This is a genomic window from Caulobacter sp. FV1ye13L, assembly GCF_058681155.1.
This window is the reverse complement of the sequence record NZ_CM178732.1, coordinates 2,708,810-2,726,005: the sequence shown is the minus strand read 5'-3', so window position 1 is coordinate 2,726,005 and position 17,196 is coordinate 2,708,810. Positions and strand designations below refer to the sequence as shown.

At 66.8% G+C, this 17,196-nt stretch carries 17 protein-coding genes; 9 read left to right on the top strand and 8 right to left on the bottom strand.

The window, feature by feature from the left end; genetic code table 11:
* Positions 1 to 147: 147 nt before the first annotated feature.
* A complete protein-coding gene (locus tag ACW176_RS13150; protein WP_492057600.1) occupies positions 148 to 618 on the top strand; it encodes an Hsp20 family protein in 471 nt (156 codons plus the stop codon).
* An 84-nt stretch (positions 619 to 702) separates the two neighbouring features.
* Here ACW176_RS13150 and ACW176_RS13145 read toward each other — a convergent pair whose 3' ends face one another.
* The 3 genes from ACW176_RS13145 to gpmA all read right to left on the bottom strand — a co-directional run bounded on the left by ACW176_RS13145 (position 703) and on the right by gpmA (position 4,127).
* Positions 703 to 1,968 (bottom strand): pentapeptide repeat-containing protein, encoded by a 1,266-nt coding sequence (locus tag ACW176_RS13145; protein WP_492109438.1) that lies wholly within the window; start codon positions 1,966 to 1,968, stop codon positions 703 to 705.
* A gap of 99 nt (positions 1,969 to 2,067) precedes the next feature.
* Positions 2,068 to 3,327, bottom strand: a complete 1,260-nt coding sequence (locus ACW176_RS13140; RefSeq protein ID WP_492109437.1) for a pentapeptide repeat-containing protein — start codon at positions 3,325 to 3,327, stop codon at positions 2,068 to 2,070.
* A gap of 86 nt (positions 3,328 to 3,413) precedes the next feature.
* Complete coding sequence (gene gpmA / locus ACW176_RS13135) at positions 3,414 to 4,127, bottom strand: 2,3-diphosphoglycerate-dependent phosphoglycerate mutase (RefSeq protein WP_492109436.1); 714 nt, start codon at positions 4,125 to 4,127, stop codon at positions 3,414 to 3,416.
* 99 nt (positions 4,128 to 4,226) lie between these two features.
* Here gpmA and ACW176_RS13130 point away from each other — a divergent pair, with 99 nt between their 5' ends.
* The 6 genes from ACW176_RS13130 to ACW176_RS13105 all read left to right on the top strand — a co-directional run bounded on the left by ACW176_RS13130 (position 4,227) and on the right by ACW176_RS13105 (position 9,758).
* Positions 4,227 to 4,460, top strand: coding sequence for a hypothetical protein (locus ACW176_RS13130; RefSeq protein ID WP_419317448.1), 234 nt, complete (start codon positions 4,227 to 4,229; stop codon positions 4,458 to 4,460).
* Complete coding sequence (locus ACW176_RS13125; protein WP_492109435.1) at positions 4,457 to 5,413, top strand: KpsF/GutQ family sugar-phosphate isomerase; 957 nt, start codon at positions 4,457 to 4,459, stop codon at positions 5,411 to 5,413. The genes ACW176_RS13130 and ACW176_RS13125 overlap by 4 nt, the downstream gene beginning before the upstream one ends.
* 98 nt (positions 5,414 to 5,511) lie before the next feature.
* Complete coding sequence (locus tag ACW176_RS13120; protein WP_492109434.1) at positions 5,512 to 7,008, top strand: phosphomannomutase/phosphoglucomutase; 1,497 nt, start codon at positions 5,512 to 5,514, stop codon at positions 7,006 to 7,008.
* Between the two features lie 212 nt (positions 7,009 to 7,220).
* Positions 7,221 to 7,688 (top strand): GNAT family N-acetyltransferase, encoded by a 468-nt coding sequence (locus tag ACW176_RS13115; RefSeq protein WP_492109433.1) that lies wholly within the window; start codon positions 7,221 to 7,223, stop codon positions 7,686 to 7,688.
* 119 nt (positions 7,689 to 7,807) lie between these two features.
* On the top strand, positions 7,808 to 9,085 hold the full coding sequence (locus ACW176_RS13110; RefSeq protein ID WP_492109432.1) for a metal-dependent hydrolase family protein: 1,278 nt from the start codon (positions 7,808 to 7,810) through the stop codon (positions 9,083 to 9,085).
* Positions 9,086 to 9,095: 10 nt separating this feature from the next.
* Entirely contained in the window at positions 9,096 to 9,758 is a 663-nt protein-coding gene (locus ACW176_RS13105; protein WP_492109431.1) for a hypothetical protein, read from the top strand.
* Between the two features lie 17 nt (positions 9,759 to 9,775).
* Here ACW176_RS13105 and ACW176_RS13100 read toward each other — a convergent pair whose 3' ends face one another.
* Complete coding sequence (locus tag ACW176_RS13100; RefSeq protein ID WP_419317454.1) at positions 9,776 to 10,993, bottom strand: multidrug effflux MFS transporter; 1,218 nt, start codon at positions 10,991 to 10,993, stop codon at positions 9,776 to 9,778.
* 153 nt (positions 10,994 to 11,146) lie between these two features.
* On the opposite strand from ACW176_RS13100, the gene ACW176_RS13095 reads away from it, so the two are divergent.
* On the top strand, positions 11,147 to 12,109 hold the full coding sequence (locus tag ACW176_RS13095; protein WP_492111930.1) for an alpha/beta fold hydrolase: 963 nt from the start codon (positions 11,147 to 11,149) through the stop codon (positions 12,107 to 12,109).
* Positions 12,110 to 12,113: 4 nt separating this feature from the next.
* Here ACW176_RS13095 and ACW176_RS13090 read toward each other — a convergent pair whose 3' ends face one another.
* A complete protein-coding gene (locus ACW176_RS13090; RefSeq protein WP_419317456.1) occupies positions 12,114 to 12,368 on the bottom strand; it encodes a low temperature requirement protein A in 255 nt (84 codons plus the stop codon).
* 97 nt (positions 12,369 to 12,465) lie between these two features.
* Between ACW176_RS13090 and pip the strand changes: the two genes are divergently transcribed.
* The gene (gene pip, locus ACW176_RS13085; RefSeq protein WP_419317457.1) at positions 12,466 to 13,455 is read left to right on the top strand and encodes a prolyl aminopeptidase; all 990 of its coding nucleotides are present in this window, start codon (positions 12,466 to 12,468) and stop codon (positions 13,453 to 13,455) included.
* Between the two features lie 38 nt (positions 13,456 to 13,493).
* On the opposite strand, the gene ACW176_RS13080 is transcribed toward pip, so the two are convergent.
* The 3 genes from ACW176_RS13080 to mrdA are packed head-to-tail and all read right to left on the bottom strand — an operon-like array spanning position 13,494 to position 17,196.
* Positions 13,494 to 14,045, bottom strand: coding sequence for a GNAT family N-acetyltransferase (locus tag ACW176_RS13080; protein WP_492109430.1), 552 nt, complete (start codon positions 14,043 to 14,045; stop codon positions 13,494 to 13,496).
* Entirely contained in the window at positions 14,042 to 15,199 is a 1,158-nt protein-coding gene (gene rodA / locus ACW176_RS13075) for a rod shape-determining protein RodA (protein ID WP_419317459.1), read from the bottom strand. Before rodA ends, ACW176_RS13080 begins: the two co-directional genes overlap by 4 nt.
* Entirely contained in the window at positions 15,196 to 17,196 is a 2,001-nt protein-coding gene (gene mrdA, locus ACW176_RS13070; RefSeq protein WP_419317460.1) for a penicillin-binding protein 2, read from the bottom strand. The genes rodA and mrdA overlap by 4 nt, the downstream gene beginning before the upstream one ends.

Genomic DNA, 17,196 nt, shown 5'->3' with positions numbered 1-17,196 from the left:
AACCTCTTGAAGTCGAAAACCGGCTCCCCACCTGTCTATCCGAAGGCGCTGGTTTCCCGGGCCTTCCGGACCACAGGTGACGCCGATTTCGGGTCGCCAACGGGACGAACAGACACTGCAACCTTGCTTGATGAGAAGGATGTTACCATGCGCACCATCGACCTTTCCCCCCTGTATCGCTCGGTCGTCGGCTTCGACCGACTGGCCTCGCTGCTCGACGCCGCCGCGTCGAACGAAGCGGCCTCGGGCTATCCCCCCTACAATATCGAGCGCACCGACGAGAACGCGTATCGCATCGAGATCGCCGTCGCCGGCTTCAAGTCGGACGAACTGTCGATCGAGGTGAAGGAGAACCTTCTCACCGTCACCGGGCGAAAGACCGCCAATGACGACGTCAAACGCTACCTGCATCGCGGCCTGGCAGAGCGCAATTTCGAGCGCCGTTTCCAGCTGGCCGACTATGTGATCGTGCATGACGCGGCCTTGGCCGACGGTCTGCTGTCGATCGCCCTGAAGCGCGAACTGCCTGAGGCCCTCAAGCCCCGCACCATCGAGATCAAGTCGGACGCCGCGCCGCTGATCGAAGGCAAGACGGTCAAAAGCGAAAAGGCAGCCTGACCGGCAGCCCTGAACATCATTTTCTGAGATCCCTCCCCTCGACTTGGGCGGCGCAGCGATGCGCCGCCTTTTTCGTGTCGAGGCCTAATCCGGGGCCGAGAGGTCCAGTCCCTGCACCTGGCTCAGGTCGCAGTCGCGGAAGCTGGCCTTGACGGCGCGGGCGCCTGTGAGGTCAGCGCCGCGCAGATCGGCGCCGTCAAAGACCGCTTCGGACAGATCGGCCGTCTGGGCCATCACGTACCGCAGCCGAGCCGAGGCCAGGTTGGTCAGCGTGCGGCGCTCGGGGCCTAGCGGCAGCGGGGTCAGAAACGCCTGCCGCAGGTCGGCCTTGGTCAGATTGGCCCCGGTAAGCTTGGCGCCGCGCAGGTCGGCGCCGCGCAGGTTGGCCGAGCGAAGGTCGGCGTTCTGCAGGTTGGCGCCCTGCAGCTGGGCGCCCGACAGATCCAGGCCGACCATGCAGGCTCCCCTGGCGCTCATCGCGGTCAGGCGCAGACCCTTGAGACGATCCCCCAGCGGACGCAGGTCTTCGCCGTCAAGCCGCGCGCACTGGCCTTCCTTGCCACCCGTCTGACACCAGCGCTGGTTGTCGAGGGCGCGTTGATAGAGTTCCTGGGCCTTGGCCTGGGCCTGGACCGTTACGGTGACCAGGGCGCCGGTCATGTTGGCGCCCAAGGTGCGGGCGGTCGAGGTGTCGACCCCGGCCATGACCGAGCCTTGCAGGTTCGCGCCCTCGAGGTTGGCGCCCTTGATGTCGGCGCCATCCAGAATGGCGCCTGAAAGATTGGCTTCCTTGAGGTTGGCGCCAGACAATTTTGCGCCGCGCAGCGAGCAGTCGCTGAAATCGGCCTTGAAGGCCGAGACGCCCTCGAACTGCGAACCGTCCAGGGTGGCGCCGGAGAAGTTGACTTCATCGACCTCGCCCAAGCGGGTCTCGTGGCGCAGCGAGTCGAGGCCCTTGCGGGGATGGGGAATGGAAATCTGGCCTTCGCGGAAGTCGGCCTGGGTCAGGTCGGCCTGGGCCAGGTTGGCGCCGCGCAGACAGACGCCGCGCAGATCGGCGCGAACCAGAACCGCCTGGCGAAGATCAGCCTTGCGCAGATCGCAGCCAAAGAGGTTGGCGCGGTCCAGCTTGGTGCGGACCATGCGGCAGCCGTCGAGGACCGAACCGGTAAAATCGGCGTCGGCGAGATTGCGGAACGACATGTCCAGGCCGGACAGATTCACGAATTTCAGGGAAGCCCGCTTGCCGCCCTGCTTGCCCGTCACGAATTTCTCGTGAGCCGTCACGATCATGTCGAGCTCGGCCTGACTGAGGCGTCGTCTGCCGGCCATGCTCTCCGCGGCGTTCATGCCCTGCTATCTCCCCGGAAAAGTCTCTGATCGCTCACGGCGACAATACCGACGATCGACGAGCGAACGGTTAAGACTGCGCGGAAATGTCGCGGCAGATCAGATGACGCCTTCCAGGCCCCTCGCCCCCAGGCGAATGGCTCCGGTGAGGTCAACCTCCTTGAGGAGGGCGTTGGTGAAATTGGCGCGCGACAGGTCCGCGCCGCTGAGACAGGCCTGTCGCAGGTCGGCCCGGGCCAGGTCGGCATTGGTCAGCAGCACGCCGGTCAGGTCCGACGGAAGCAACCGGTCGCGCCCGATCAGCAGCGGGCCAAGCTGGGCGTCGCGAAGATCCGAACCTGAAAGCTTGGCGCCGCGAAGCCGCGCGCCGCGCAGATCTGCGTGACGAAGATTGCAGGCCCGCAGGTCCGCGCCTTCCAACTGCGCGCCCTGAAGCTGCACGCCCTCCATGTCGAGGCCGTAGAACACTGCGCCCTTGGCCGAGAGGGCCGTCAGATTGAAGCCGCGGACCGATTTCAGATTGCGCAGATCGGCCTTGTCGAAGGCCGAAGGCTTGCCCTCGGCGCCGCCAGTCTCGCACCAGCGGGCGTGGTCGGCGATCATCTGCTCGTAGGGCATATCGGAGACGCTGGTCCCCGACGGCTTGTCGGTCAGGGCGCCGTCCATGTTGGTGTCGTTGACGTTCCACTGCTGGGTCTTGGCGCCCACCAGCACGGTGTTGCGCATGTCAGCGCCCGCAAGGTTGGCGCCGGACAGATCGGCTCCAGCCAGGTTGGCGCCGTTGAAGTTGGCCTGTTTGAGGTTGGCGCGGACCAGCTTTGCGTCTTTCAAAATCGCGTCGCTGAAGTCGGCCTTGGTCGCCACGATGCCCGACAGACGCGAGCGCTCGAGGTTCGCCCCGGCCAGTATGGCGCCGGTAGCGTAGGCTTCGCGATGCACCGGGTCGATCATCTTGTAGCCTTCCTTGCGGTCGGCCGAGGCGATCGAGCCTTCACGAAGGTCAGCCTCGAACAGATCAGCCCCGGTCAGGTTGGCGCCGCGCAGGCTGGAGCCACGCAGATCAACGCGACGCATCGAAGCGTCGGTCAGATCGGCGCCCTGCATGTCGGCGCCATACATGTTGGCGTTGTCGAGTTTGGCCTTGCGGAGATCGCAACCGACCAGCAACGCGCCCGTGAAGTCGGCGTCGCAGAGGTTGCGGCCCGTGACCGACAGGCCCGACAGGTCACAGAAGGCGAACACCGCGCGCGCGCCGCCCAGCCGAGCCGCCCACAGGCGGTCGTGCTTGGCGCAGATAACGTCTACGTCGTATTGCGTCAGGCGCCGGTACTCTTGGCCTGTCGCCACTGGGGCGGTCATGGTGCTTGCGATCTAACCCGACTGTATGGACCGCGACCATGCCCGCCCGGGCATTAACGCTGAGTTTCCAAGCGTTTCCAGTTCTGTCAGACGATTGCGGGCAGCTCTTGAGCGCGGCTCTCGTCGAGGTAGCGGACCGAAACCGGCTTGAGGGCGCCGTCCAGTTCGATCACCAGCGGATTGCCGGTGGGAATTTCGACATGAACGATGTCAGCGTCCGGCACCTGGAACAGGTGCTTGACGATCGCACGCAGTGAATTGCCGTGGGCGGCCACCAGGATCGTCTCGCCCGCCGCCAGCTTCGGCGCGATCTCGGCTTCCCAGTAAGGCAGCACACGGACCAGTGTGGTGGCCAGGCTTTCAGTGGCCGGCAGGTCCTTGCCCGCGTAGCGACGGTCCTTGCTGAAGTCGTATTCGCCGCCCGGCGCCAGTTCCGGCGGCGGGATGTCGTAAGACCGGCGCCAGATCGTGACCTGCGCCTCGCCGTGCTTCTCGGCGGTCTCAGCCTTGTTGAGACCCGTCAGGCCGCCATAGTGGCGCTCGTTCAGGCGCCAGTCCTTGGTGACCGGCACGAAGCTTTGGCTGGCCGCGTCCAGCGCCAGGTTGCAGGTGCGAATGGCGCGGGTCTGGACCGAGGTATAGGCTTCGTCGAGATCGATGCCCGCGGCCTTGATCAGCTCGCCGCCCTTGCGCGCCTGGGCTTCGCCCTCGGCGGTCAGGTCGACGTCCACCCAGCCGGTGAAGCGGTTCTCGAGATTCCACTGGCTCTGGCCGTGGCGGAGCAGGACGAGGGTTGGCATCGGGCCTCCTTGCGAGATGTCACCGGCGGGCTAGGCCCAGAGGCGCGTTCCGTCAAGCGCCCCCTCCCGGTCCGCGCGACACATGCTATAGGCAGGCGCATGTCTGATCGCATTTTCATGCCCCTGATGGCCTTGATCGCCATGGCGATGATCGCCCTCGCCCTGGTCTGGCCGCAAGGCTACGGCGCGCGCTCGCCCGATCCGTTCGGCTCGACGCCGATCCAGCAGACGCCTGAAATGCGGGCCAAGATCGAACGCGAGAAAGAAGGCGCCCGTCGCCGCGCCGAAGAAGCCGTCCGGGCCGTCAAGGCCGCCGGCGGAACCGTGCAGTGAGCGCCTTCGACGCCGTATCGGTCGGCCAGCGGGTCATTTTGGGCGAGGCCGAAGCGCTGCGCGCCCTGTCCGATGATCTGGGCGAGACCTTCGCCAGGGCCGTGGAAACCGTATTCCACGCCAAGGGCCGCGTCGTCTGCACCGGCATGGGCAAGTCAGGTCACGTGGCGCGCAAGATCGCCGCGACCCTGGCCTCGACGGGCACCTCGGCCATGTTCGTCCACCCCGCTGAAGCCAGCCATGGCGACCTGGGCATGATTGGCCCCGACGACGTGGTGCTGGCCCTTTCAAAATCGGGCGCGGGGCGTGAACTGTCCGACACGCTGGTCTACGCCAAGCGCTTCTCGATCCCGTTGATCGCGATGACCGCCGTCGCCGACAGCCAGCTGGGCCTGGCGGCCGACGTCCTTCTCCTGCTGCCCGACGCGCCTGAGGCGACCGCCGAGGTCAGCGCGCCAACCACCTCGACCACCCTGCAGATCGCGCTGGGCGACGCCCTGGCCGTGGCCCTGCTGGAGCGCCGGGGGTTCACGGCCAGCGACTTCCGGGTCTTCCATCCCGGCGGCAAGCTGGGCTCGATGTTGCGTACGGTCGGCGACCTGATGCACGGCGACCAGGAACTGCCGCTGGTCGCCGCCGACGCCCCCATGCCGGCCGCCCTGTTGGTGATGAGCGAAAAACGTTTCGGCGCGGCCGGCGTGATCGACGCCTCTGGCCAGTTGATCGGTCTGATCACGGACGGCGACCTGCGTCGTCACATGGACGGGCTGATGAGCCACATCTCCAGCGAGGTGATGACCCACGCCCCACTGACCATCGGCCCTAGCTCCCTCGCCGCCGAAGCCCTGAAGATCATGAACGAGCGCCGGATCACGGTCCTCTTTGTGGTCGAAGACAATCGCCCGGTCGGCATCCTGCATGTCCACGACCTGCTGCGGGCGGGCATAATCTAGGCGACGGTCACGTTTCGACAATCGATGTCATGTGAGAACGCTAGCAGCGCCGGCCCGTGGTCGCTAAAGCAACGATCTCAACCTTGATGCGAGCCCCGATGTTCTCAGCGCCCCGCTCCGACCTCGTTCCCAATACCGCCGCCTATGAGAACGAGCCGCTGGTCAAGGCCACGGGCTTTCGCGAGTACGACGCGCGCTGGCTGTTTGGGCCCGACATCAACCTGCTGGGCATTCAGGCCCTGGGTTTGGGCCTGGGCACCTATATCCACGAGCTGGGCCTGTCGAAGATCGTGGTCGGCCACGATTTCCGCTCCTATTCCAGCTCGATCAAGAACGCCCTGATCCTGGGCCTGATCTCGGCCGGCTGCGAGGTCCACGACATCGGCCTGGCCCTGTCGCCCACCGCCTATTTCGCCCAGTTCGATCTGGACATCCCCTGCGTGGCCATGGTCACCGCCAGCCACAACGAGAACGGCTGGACCGGCGTGAAGATGGGCGCTCAGCGCCCCCTCACCTTCGGTCCCGACGAGATGGGTCGCCTGCGCGACATCGTGCTGGGCGGCAAGTTCGTGGAACGCGACGGCGGCAAGCTGATCCGGGTCGAGGGCGAGGCCGAGCGCTTCATCGCCGACGTCGCCAAGCGGGCCAGCATCACCCGTCCCCTGAAGGTCATCGCCGCCTGCGGCAACGGCACGGCTGGCGCCTTCGCGGTCGACGCCCTGCAGCGCATGGGCGTCAGCGAGGTGATCGGGATGGACACCGAGCTCGACTACACCTTCCCGAAATACAATCCGAACCCGGAAGACGTGGAGATGCTGCACTCGATGGCCGCCGCCGTTCGGGAGCATGGCGCCGACCTGGCCTTCGGCTTCGACGGCGACGGCGACCGCTGCGGCGTGGTCGACGACGAGGGCGAGGAGATCTTCGCCGACAAGATCGGCCTGATGCTGGCCCGCGATCTGGCCCCGCTGAACCCCGGCGCGACCTTCGTGGTCGATGTGAAGTCGACGGGGCTCTACGCCACCGACCCGATCCTGGCCCAGCACGGCTGCAAGGTGATCTACTGGAAGACCGGCCACAGCTACATCAAGCGCAAGAGCGCCGAGGTCGGGGCCCTGGCCGGCTTCGAAAAGAGCGGCCACTTCTTCATGAACGGCGACCTGGGCTACGGCTATGACTGCGGTCTGACCGCCGCCGCCGCCGTCCTGGCCATGCTGGACCGCAATCCGGGCCTGAAGCTGTCGGACATGCGCAAGGCCCTGCCCGTGGCCTTCACCTCACTGACCATGAGCCCGCACTGCGGCGACGAAGTGAAGTACGGCGTCGTCGATGACGTGGTGAAGGAATATCAGGACCTGTTCGCCGCCGGCGGCTCGATCCTGGGCCGCAGGATCACCGAGGTCATCACCGTCAACGGCGTGCGCGTGCACCTGGAAGACGGCTCGTGGGTGCTGGTGCGGGCCTCCTCGAACAAGCCCGAGATCGTGGTCGTGGTCGAGAGCACCAGTTCCGAAGACGACATGCGGGCCCTGTTCCGTCAGGAAGTGAAGCCGCGCCTGGGCGCCCGGGTCGGGAAGTACAACCAGGAAATCTGAGGCTTCCCAGCGGCGCATAGAGTTCGTAGTGTTTCTGGAGACCCACCGACGAGATCGGCGGGCCAGTACCAGGAGAATGCCTTTGCTCACCGACCTCGCCTCGGACCGCTTCAGCGGCCAGCGCGGACGCGTGTGAGCACGCCCGGACGCTGGCCGCTCACGAAGCCTGAACAGACGTCATCGACGTCCCCTCATTTTCTTCGAGAGCCACCATGATCCTGGAAACAACTAAAGACGACTACGCACGCCTGATACTCGGCCTGGGGCCAAGAGATCTTGATCCGGCCGACACGCCGATCGCGCCGCCTGCCATTATCGAAATGCTGGCCGGTGTCGCCGACGGCGTCTGGGCGACCTTCTCGCCCGCCTCCTGGCTGATCGTCGAAAGCGGCGAGGTGGTTGGGCTCTGCTCCGTCACGCGGCCGCCAGAGCACGGCGTGGTCGATATCGGCTATGGCGTCGCGCCCAGCCGGCAGGGTCGCGGCCATGCCGGCCGAGCGGTGGGCGACATCGTCGCGTGGGCGAGACAATGCGCCGACGTGACGGCCCTGACCGCCGAGACATCCACGACGAACCTGGCGTCGCAGCGCGTACTGAGCCGAAACGGCTTCGTTCAAGCAGGCGAGCGTCTCGACGAAGAGGACGGACCGCTGATCTGCTGGCGCTGCGCGACCGCCTAGCGGGCAGCACAGGGCGGGCGCGGGCGACGTCTATCGTCCGCGCCCATTCCTTCGCCCATTCCGTCATTTGGGACCGCCGCGATTTTGGCGTTAGCTCATCACCCAACCGCGAGTCGTCCATGCGCCCTCTGATCGCTCTCCTTGCCCTGGTCCTGACTCCCAGCCTCGGCGAAGCCGCCCAGCCGATCCTGCTCAAGCCCGCCCGCGTCTGGACAGCCGAGGACGCCGGTCCGCCCCATGAGGGCTGGGGCGTCCTGATCCGCGACAACAGGATCGCCGCCGTCGGCCCCGCCGCGAGCCTTGATGCAACAGGCGCTGAAGTCATCGACCTGCCCGGGGCGACGGTGATCCCCGGCCTGATGGACCTGCACAGCCACCTGCTGCTGCACCCCTATAACGAAACCTCGTGGGACGATCAGGTGCTCAAGGAGGCGCCCGACTACCGCGTCATCCGCGCGACGGTTCAGGCCAGGGCCACGCTGGACGCCGGCTTCACCACCCTGCGCGACCTGGGCGCCGAGGGCGCGGGCGTGTCGGACGTCTCGATCAAGCGCGCCATCAACGACAGGCTGGTCCCCGGCCCGCGCCTGTTCGTCGCCACGCGCGCCATCGTCGCCACCGGCGCCTACGGCCCCGCGCGCCGCAACTACAATCCTGACGCCGAGATCCCCCAAGGCGCCCAGGAGGCCAGCGGAATCGACGAGGGCGTCAGGGCGGTGCGCGAGCAGGCCGGCGCGGGCGCCGACTGGATCAAGATCTATGCCGACTACCGCGTCGGCCCCGACGGCTCGACCCAGCCGACCTTCACCCTCGACGAGTTGAAGGCGATGATCGATGTCGCCCATTCCAGCGGCCGCCCGGTGGCCATCCACGCCGCCAGCGACGAAGGCATGCGCCGCTCGATCCTGGCCGGCGCCGACACCATCGAACATGGCTATGGCGGCTCGGAAGCCACCTTCAGGCTGATGGCCGAAAAGGGCATGGCCTATTTCCCGACCCTGACGGCCAGCGAGAGCACCTCGACCTATTTCGGCGGCTATGTCGCCGGCAAGACCCCGCCGACGCCTGCCATGCAGGCCGCCGAACGGGCCTTCAGGCTGGCGATGAAGAGCGGCGTCACCATCGGTATGGGCAGCGATGTCGGCGTGTTTCGCCATGGCGACAACGCCCGCGAGCTGGGGTGGATGGTCCGCCACGGCATGAGCCCGACCCAGGCCCTGCTGGCCGCGACGGCCGTGGACGCCAGGGTGCTGCGGCGGCAGAACGATCTTGGCCAGTTGAAGTCCGGCTACCTCGCCGACATCGTCGCCGTGTCCGGCGACCCGACCCGGGACATCGAGGCGACCAAGGCCGTGGTTCTGGTGATCAAGGATGGCGTCATTCATCGCCGCCCCTGAGGCATTCCTCTTGCGCCAGACCGCAAAGCCGGGCGATCTCGGCAGGATGCGTCGCTCGATACCCCTCGCCCTGACCTGCGCCCTGCTGACCGGACCGGCCTGGGCAGCCGATCCCGGCACGACCCAGCGCGGCGACACGATGCGCGACGCCGTCACCGCGCCGCTCGAGGACCTGAACCTCAAGCGCAAGGACATCCCGGCCGTGCTGACACGCGCGGTCGCCGATCCCTATGACGTGGTGGGTCTGGAGCGTTGCGAGCCGATCGCCGCCGAGATCGGCCGGCTGGACGCGGCGCTGGGTCCAGATCTGGATGAGGCCCCGCCCCCCGACGAGCGCTCCAGCAGCAGGAAGGTGGTCGACGGCGCCTGGAAGGCCGGGGTCGCCGAGGTTCGCGACCAGACCACCCACGTGCTGCCGTTCCGGGGCTGGATTCGCAAGCTGACCGGCGCGGCCAAGCACGACCGGGCCGTCCAGGCCGCCATCCGCTCGGGCGGCATCCGGCGCGGCTATCTGAAGGGCGTCGGCATGCGGATGAACTGCGCGCCGCCCGCCGCGCCCAGCTGGTTTGTTCCAGCCCCGCCGCTGCCTCCGCCCGCGCCAGAAAACCCATTGGCGAAGCTCATCGCGGTCTGGGAAAACTTCCTGATCTGGGTGCGCAACCTGATCGGCTAGGGCCTGACGGGCCCGCCTCAGGCTTCGGTCTTGGCGCCGCCCGCGGGCAGGGCGATCAGGAAGATGGCCAGCGACGAGCCGATCAGGCAGGCGAACATCACGCCGGCCATCGGTCTGGCCGTGCCGTCGTGCAGAAGGCCGCTGACCCAGGCGGCGATGGCGCCGGAACCGAACGAGGCCGCGCCCATCAGGGCGGAGGTCGACCCCGCCCGCTTGGGATCAATGCTGAGCGCGCCGGCCATGGTGTTGCCGCCCATCAGGCCATAGGTCGACAGCGACAGAAACAGCAACGGCAGCACCGTCCACTGTCCGCCCAGACCCGACCAGGCCGCCCCGACCAGCAGGAAGGCGAAGATCACCGACGCGATGCTGGCGCGCATCAGCACCCGGTCCGGGGTTGTCCGGCGCAGGAGCAGCCGATTGACCTGGCTGGCGCCGATGATGCCTACGGCGTTGAAGGCGAAGATCATGTTGAAGACCAGCGGCGAGTGGCCGTAGGTGCTCATGATCACATCCGGGCCACCGGAAATGTAGGTGAACAGCACCGCGCCGTTCAGTGTCCCGGCCACGCCATAGCCCACCAGCCGCCGCATCCGCAGCAAGGCTCCGAACGCCTTGAAGGGGTTTTCCGACCGCGCCTGAGCCTCGGTCTCGGCCGAGCGCGACTCGCTCAGCCCCAGCGCCACCCAGAGGCCGATGGCCAGGCCAAACCCCGCCAGCACCCAGAACACGCCGCGCCAGCCGGCGACCAGCTGGATCAGACCGCCAAGCTGCGGCGCCAGCACGGGCGCCAGGCCCATGATCAGGGTCATCAAAGACAGCACCCGCGCCGTGTCAGCATGGCCAAAGCGATCGCGCACCACGGCTCGGGCGACCACCGCTCCGGCGCAACCGCCCAGGGCCTGAACGAACCGCGCCGCGATCAACGCCTCGATCGTCGGCGCCAGCGCGCAGGCGACTGAAGCCAGGAAATAAACTGCAACCCCAAACAGGATCGGTCCTCGTCGGCCCAGGCGATCCGACGCCGGGCCGTAGATGAACTGGCCGATGGCCATGCCGGCGAAAAACGCGGCCAGCGTCGCCTGGGTCTGATCCGGCCCGGCGTGCAGCGACCGGCCGATCGACGGCAGGCTCGAGAGGTACATGTCGATCGACATGGGCGCGAAGGCGGTCAGGGCGCCCAGCAGGAGGACCAGCCTCCAGGGCGTTGCGACGGGCGGTTCGGCGACGGTCATGCGGCCTTCTACTCTCGTTTGACGCAACGTGAACCCCTCAACCGGCTTGCGGTGCGAGGTTTGGGCCGTCACGGTGATCAACAATCAGATAGGGCCGGAAAGCTGCAGGAGACATCGATGAGCCGCACCGAGGAGCGTCCGCTGGCCCCGCCGATGCCGCAGCCGTCTTTCGCGACGGTCAATGGTATCCGCATGGCCTACTACGAGGCCGGCCCGCGCCAGGGCGTTCCCATCGTGCTGTGCCACGGCTTTCCGGAATTCTCCTATTCTTGGCGACACCAGATCGCGGCGCTGGCTGCGGCCGGGCGGTGGGTGATCGCGCCAGACCAGCGCGGCTATGGCCTGACCGATCGCCCCGAACCGGTCGAGGCCTATGACATGGACAGCCTGACCGGCGATCTGGTCGGACTGCTGGACCATCTGGGCGTCGAAAAGGCGGTCTTCGTCGGTCACGACTGGGGCGGCATCATCGTTTGGGCCATGCCGCTGCTGCATCCCGATCGCTGCGCCGGGATCGTGGGCCTGAACACCCCGTTCACCCCTCGCCTGCCGATAGATCCGATCGAGATGTACCGCCGCGCCTATGGCGACGAGATGTACATCGTCCACTTCCAGAAGCCTGGCGTCGCCGACGCGCTACTGGGCTCCGATCCTGGCAAGACCATCCGCTTCTTCATGCGCGCGCCCGGCGACAGCGTCGAAGCCTTCGAGGCGCGCCCGGCGGAGCGCAAGAGCCTGGCCCTGCAGGAAGGCCTGGCGCGTTACGATCCCGCCAGCGACCCGCTGCAGTTCCTGCGTCCCGAGGAACTGGCCGTGTTCACCGAGACCTTCGAGCGCACCGGCTTTACCGGGGGCATCAACTGGTACCGCAACTTCACCCGCAACTGGCAGCGCGCGGAGCACCTGCCCCGCCGCATCGACGCCATCCCCTGCCTGATGATCATGGCCGAGCATGATGTGGTCTTGCCGCCATCGCTCTGCGACCGCATGGGCGAACAGATCGAGGATCTGGAAAAGGTGCTGATCAAGGGCAGCGGTCACTGGACCCAGCAGGAGAAGCCGGCAGAGGTCAATGCGGCCATGCTGGACTGGCTGGATCGCCGCTTTCCGGCCTGACGCTTCAGGGCCGGCCGCTGGCCAGCGCCTCGGCGCGCCGCCGCATCGCCGCCGCCAGCTGCAGCAGGGCCAGGGCCGAGGTCTCGTCGCGCTGGGCTGCGCGCATCGAATAGACCTGGGCCAGCGCGAACAGCGCCTCGACCCGATCAACGCCACCATCGGAGAAGGTCTCGCCGATCGTGCGGTCCAGTTCCGCCAGCTGGCGCGGGGTGAGCATGCCCAGCAGCTCTTCGTCGGTCAGATCTTCAGGCGAGTCCATGAGCAGAACATAGCAACTCGGCGGCAGGACGCATCCCCGAACGGCGCCGGTCGATCTTTCGTTCACAGGACGATGTGAAGCGCGTTAGGTTCGGGGCATGGATCGCAACGCTTCCTCCACCGTCATGTCCTCGATCGGCCGGCGCGGCCTCTTCCGCGAGGTCGAACCCTATTCGTTCGGCTGGATGCCCACCGGCGGCCCGCACGAGATCTATTACGAGGAATGCGGCAATCCGCGTGGCAAGCCGTGCGTGATCCTGCACGGCGGCCCCGGCGGGGCGGTCAATCCGACCATGCGGCGGTTCTTCGACCCGGCCAAATGGCGCATGGCGCTGTTCGACCAGCGCGGCTGCGGCCGCTCGCGCCCCAATGCCAGCCTGGACGACAACACGACCTGGAGCCTGATCGAGGACATCGAGCGGCTTCGCGAACATCTTGGCGTCGAGAAATGGACCGTGTTCGGCGGCTCGTGGGGTTCGACCCTGGCCCTGGCCTACGCCATCAAGCATCCCGACCGCGTCGAGGGCCTGGTGCTGCGCGGTATCTTCCTGCTCACCGAGAAGGAACTGCGCTGGTTCTATCAGGACGGCGCCTCAATGCTGTTCCCTGACGCCTGGGAGCGGTTCCTGGCGCCGATCCCCGAGGAAGAACGCGGCGATCTGATGAGCGCTTATCACCGGCGGCTGGTCGCCCCCGATCGTCGCGTACAGCTGGAAGCCGCCGCCGCCTGGAGCCAGTGGGAGGGTGACACCATCTCGCTGCGCGGGCCCGAGGCCCGTCCCTCCAAGTTCAATGAGGAAGACTTCGCCGTCGCCTTCGCGCGGATCGAATGCCACTTCTTCACCAACAAGGGCTTCTTCGACCACGACGGCTGGATCCTGAAGAACATCGACAAGATCAAGCACATCCCCGGCTGGATCGTGCAGGGCCGCTTCGATGTGGTCACGCCGCTCGACAGCGCCTGGTCGCTGCACAAGGCCTGGCCGGAAGCGCGCTTCGACATCATCTGGGACGCCGGACACGCCTCGACCGAGCCCGGCATTATCGACGGGCTGGTGCGGGCCACCGAGTCAGCGCTGGTTTCCTAGGACCCGTTTCGCGGCTCGACGTGACGCCAGCCCCAAGCTCAGCGCCGGGGACGATCCACGCCATAGACACCGCACCACTCCCAGCGATCGCGCGCCAGGGAATGGACCAGTCTCTGACCTGCGGGGGCCATACCGAGACGCTGCATCACCGCGAACGACGCGACGTTCTCACGCTGCGCGACGGCCTCAATCCGCTTGATCGGCATCAGATCCCAGAGCGTGGCGATCGCCGCCCGGCCCGCTTCTGTCATATAGCCTTGGCCGTGGGCGTGTTCGGCCAGGTGATAGCCGATCTCGAAGGTCTCGCCGGTCACATCGACATCGCCGCCGAAGCCCCCGATCAGCAACCCGTCGGACAAGCGTTCGACGCTATAGCCGACGTGCCAGCCGGCCGTGACGCCGTCTCGGGCAATCTGGATGCGCTGGGTGGCGAGGTCGACGGACACGGGATCGGGCCAGGTCGCCAGCCAGCGGGTCACCGGCGGCGTCAGATTGGCGGCGAGGCTCGGCGCGTCGCCGGCTTCGAAACAGCGCAGGCGCAGACGCGGCGTCAGGATGACGGGCAGCAAATGGCCCGCCTCCGGCGTCACATCAGCGATCCCTTGCCGCTGGTGACCTCGGTGTAGCGGTGCACCCGAACGGCCTGGACCAGGCCAAAGCCGATCATCACGGTCAGCATCACAGTGCCGCCGTAGGACAGCATCGGCATGGGCACCCCGACCACCGGCGCCATGCCCATCACCATCGCCCCATTGATCAGCACATAGAGCGCGAACGTGGCCGTCGTGCCGGCTGCGGCCAGGCGACCAAAATGACTGTGGCTGATCGAAGCGATGCGCAAGGCCATGAAGATCACGACGCCATACAGGAACAGCACGCTGAAACAGCCCAGGAAGCCGAATTCCTCGGCCAGGGTGGCGAAGATGAAATCGGTCTGTTTTTCGGGCAGGAAGTTCAGCTGGCTCTGCGAGCCAAGGCCAAAGCCCTTGCCCATCAGACCGCCCGACCCCAGGGCGATCTTGGACTGCATGATCTGGTAGCCCTTGCCGGAGGGGTCGCTTTCAGGATCCATGAAGGTCAGGATCCGGTTGCGCTGATAATCGTGCAGCACGAACAGGATGAACGGCGGAATAGCGGCCAGAACCGCGACTATGCCGGCGACGATGATCCGCCATGACAGGCCGGCCAGGATGACGATGGCGAGCCCCGTCGACGCAATCAGAATGGCCGTGCCCAGGTCGGGCTGGTGGGCCACCAAGAGCACCGGCGCCGCGATCATCACCGCCGGGACCAGCAATCGCCAGGACATCCGGGCGCTGTCGGCCGAAAGGCCGTGATAGTAGCGGGCGAGGGCCAGGACGAGGCCGATCTTCATGATTTCCGAGGGCTGGAAGCGGAAACCGCCGATCGACAGCCAGCGCGTGGCGCCCAGCGAGGTGTCACCCACCAGTTCCACGGCGACCAGCAGCAGCAGCCCGACCGCATAGACCGGATAGGCGATCATGAACCACAGGCGCAGGTCGATCATGGCCAGCACGATCATCATGACGAAGTAGAGCCCGAAGCGAACCAGGTGCTTGGCCGCCCACGGCTCCCAGGACGCCCCGGCAATCGAGAACATCATCAGCGCGCCGGCGCCGGCGATCAGGCAGAGCGCCAGACAGAACGTCCAGTCGATCTCCATGAACTTGATGATAGGCCGGTCGCGTTCACCGGGACGGCTGAGACCACCGCTGAGGGTCATGTCTGCGGCTCCTGCGGTGCAGCCTGGGGCGGCGCGCCAATGATCGGATCCTCCGGCGCGGCGCCCTCGATCACCGCCTCGGGCGGCGCGTCGGGCATGGGCATCGGCTTTTCAATCCGGGCGCGGATCTCTGGATCCTTCAGCAGGGCCACGCGCATGACTTCGCGGGCGCGCGGCGCGCCGGCGGTGGCGCCGCCCATGCCGCCATGCTCGATGATCACCGACACAGCGTAGCGCGGGTCGTCATAGGGGGCGAAGGCGACGAACAGGTTGTGGTCCTTCAGCCGCCAGCGCACGTCCTTGCTGTCGCGAGACACGCCCTTGTCGAAGCTGCGCACCTGGGCCGTGCCGGTCTTGCCGGCCATCTGGATGTCGCCCAGCCCCAGCTGGCTGTTGCGATAGGCGGTGCCGCCAGCCGCGGAGACCGCCGCCATGCCGTCGCGGACATAGGCCAGATGTTCGGCGGAGAACGGCAGCTCCGGCACAGCCGCCCCGCTGGGCTGCTCAATGCCGCCGACCGACTTGATCAGCCGCGGGACCAGAGCCTTTTTTCCATTGGCCAGGCGCGCCGTCATGACCGCCAGCTGCAGGGCGTTGACGTTCAGCGCACCCTGCCCGATCCCGTAGCTGGGGGACTCGCCGGGGAACCAGATCTGGTTGCGGGGGTCCTTGAAGGCCTTCTTCTTCCAGGCGCGATCCGGAACGATGCCGCGCCTCTGTCCGGGAATGCCGATATCGAAGATCTCGCCGAAACCGACAGCGCGGGCCGCCTTGGCGATCGCATCCGGCCCGATCCTCAGCGCGACCTGGTAGAAATAGATGTCACAGGAGTTCTTGATCGCGTCGTTCATGTTCTGGGCGCCGTGACCGCCCTTTTCCCAGCAACGCCAGGTGCGGCCGCCATAGTACCAGCCGCCCGAACAGTTGATCCGCACTTCGGGATCGACACCCGCCGTCAAGGCCGCCAGCGCCACGGTCGGCTTGAAGGTCGAGCCGGGCGGATAGGTGCCCGTCATCGCCTTGTCGAGCAGAGGCTTGCGCTCGTACTCGGCCAGAGCCTTGTATTCAGGCCCGCTGAGCCCTTTGACGAACCGATTGGCGTCGAAACTGGGCGCCGAGACCATGCACAGCAGGTCCCCGTTGCGCACGTCCATCACGACGATGGCGCCGCTTTCCTGGCCCATCACCTCGAGGGCGCGGTTCTGGATATCCGCGTCGAGGGTAAGGCGGATCTCCTTGCCCGGCGTCGGGCGGATGTCGCCTTCCGGATCAAGGCGCACGACCCGGCCCAGGGCGTCGACCTCGGCCTTGGTCGCGCCGGCGCGGCCGCGCAGATCGGTGTCAAAGGCCTTTTCCACGCCCTGCTTGCCGATCCGGAAGCCCGGATGGTGCAGCAGGTCCTGGTCCTGGGTCGGGTCCTTCTCGGCCGCCTTCAGGTCACGGTCCGACACCTTGGCGACATAGCCGATGACATGGGCGAAGGCGCCGCCAAACGGATAGACCCTGACCTCGCCCATGTCGGCGGTGACGCCAGGCAGTTCGGGCGCGCGAATATTGACGCGGGAGAACTCCTCCCAGCTCATGTCTTCCATGATCGCCACCGGCGCCTTGCGAGGCGCGCGGGCGATATCCTTGATCAGGCGGGCGCGCCGCGTTCCATCGATCGGCACCAACTTTGACAGGTCATCGAGAGCGGCCTCGACGTCGAGGCCCTTGTCCTTGGTGATCATCAGCCGGAAATTGGGCCGGTTGGACGCCAGGGGCGTGCCGTTGCGGTCCAGAATCAGGCCGCGCGGCGGGGGCATCAGCCGATAATTGAACTGGTTTCCGGCCGACAGCTTCTGGTAGCGCTGGGCCTCGACCAGTTGCAGTTGCGCCAGGCGGCCGCCGAGGGCCAGCAGGCCGGCGCCGGCGAGGCCGCCCATCAGGAACGCGCGCCGGTGGAACACCCCCTGGCGCTCGTTGACCTCAAAGAACAGGATTGACGGTTCGCTCAT

Bases quoted from the DNA above. Each gene is read 5' to 3' on its own strand.
- ACW176_RS13090 (WP_419317456.1), bottom strand. From the start codon at position 12,368: ATGGACTCGCCTGAAGATCTGACCGACGAAGAGCTGCTGGGCATGCTC.
- ACW176_RS13140 (WP_492109437.1), bottom strand. From the start codon at position 3,327: ATGACCGCCCCAGTGGCGACAGGCCAAGAGTACCGGCGCCTGACGCAA.
- pip (WP_419317457.1), top strand. From the start codon at position 12,466: ATGGATCGCAACGCTTCCTCCACCGTCATGTCCTCGATCGGCCGGCGC.
- gpmA (WP_492109436.1), bottom strand. From the start codon at position 4,127: ATGCCAACCCTCGTCCTGCTCCGCCACGGCCAGAGCCAGTGGAATCTC.
- ACW176_RS13130 (WP_419317448.1), top strand. From the start codon at position 4,227: ATGTCTGATCGCATTTTCATGCCCCTGATGGCCTTGATCGCCATGGCG.
- ACW176_RS13145 (WP_492109438.1), bottom strand. From the start codon at position 1,968: ATGAACGCCGCGGAGAGCATGGCCGGCAGACGACGCCTCAGTCAGGCC.
- ACW176_RS13120 (WP_492109434.1), top strand. From the start codon at position 5,512: ATGTTCTCAGCGCCCCGCTCCGACCTCGTTCCCAATACCGCCGCCTAT.
- mrdA (WP_419317460.1), bottom strand. From the start codon at position 17,196: ATGAGCGAACCGTCAATCCTGTTCTTTGAGGTCAACGAGCGCCAGGGG.
- ACW176_RS13150 (WP_492057600.1), top strand. From the start codon at position 148: ATGCGCACCATCGACCTTTCCCCCCTGTATCGCTCGGTCGTCGGCTTC.
- ACW176_RS13100 (WP_419317454.1), bottom strand. From the start codon at position 10,993: ATGACCGTCGCCGAACCGCCCGTCGCAACGCCCTGGAGGCTGGTCCTC.
- ACW176_RS13115 (WP_492109433.1), top strand. From the start codon at position 7,221: ATGATCCTGGAAACAACTAAAGACGACTACGCACGCCTGATACTCGGC.
- ACW176_RS13110 (WP_492109432.1), top strand. From the start codon at position 7,808: ATGCGCCCTCTGATCGCTCTCCTTGCCCTGGTCCTGACTCCCAGCCTC.
- rodA (WP_419317459.1), bottom strand. From the start codon at position 15,199: ATGACCCTCAGCGGTGGTCTCAGCCGTCCCGGTGAACGCGACCGGCCT.
- ACW176_RS13095 (WP_492111930.1), top strand. From the start codon at position 11,147: ATGCCGCAGCCGTCTTTCGCGACGGTCAATGGTATCCGCATGGCCTAC.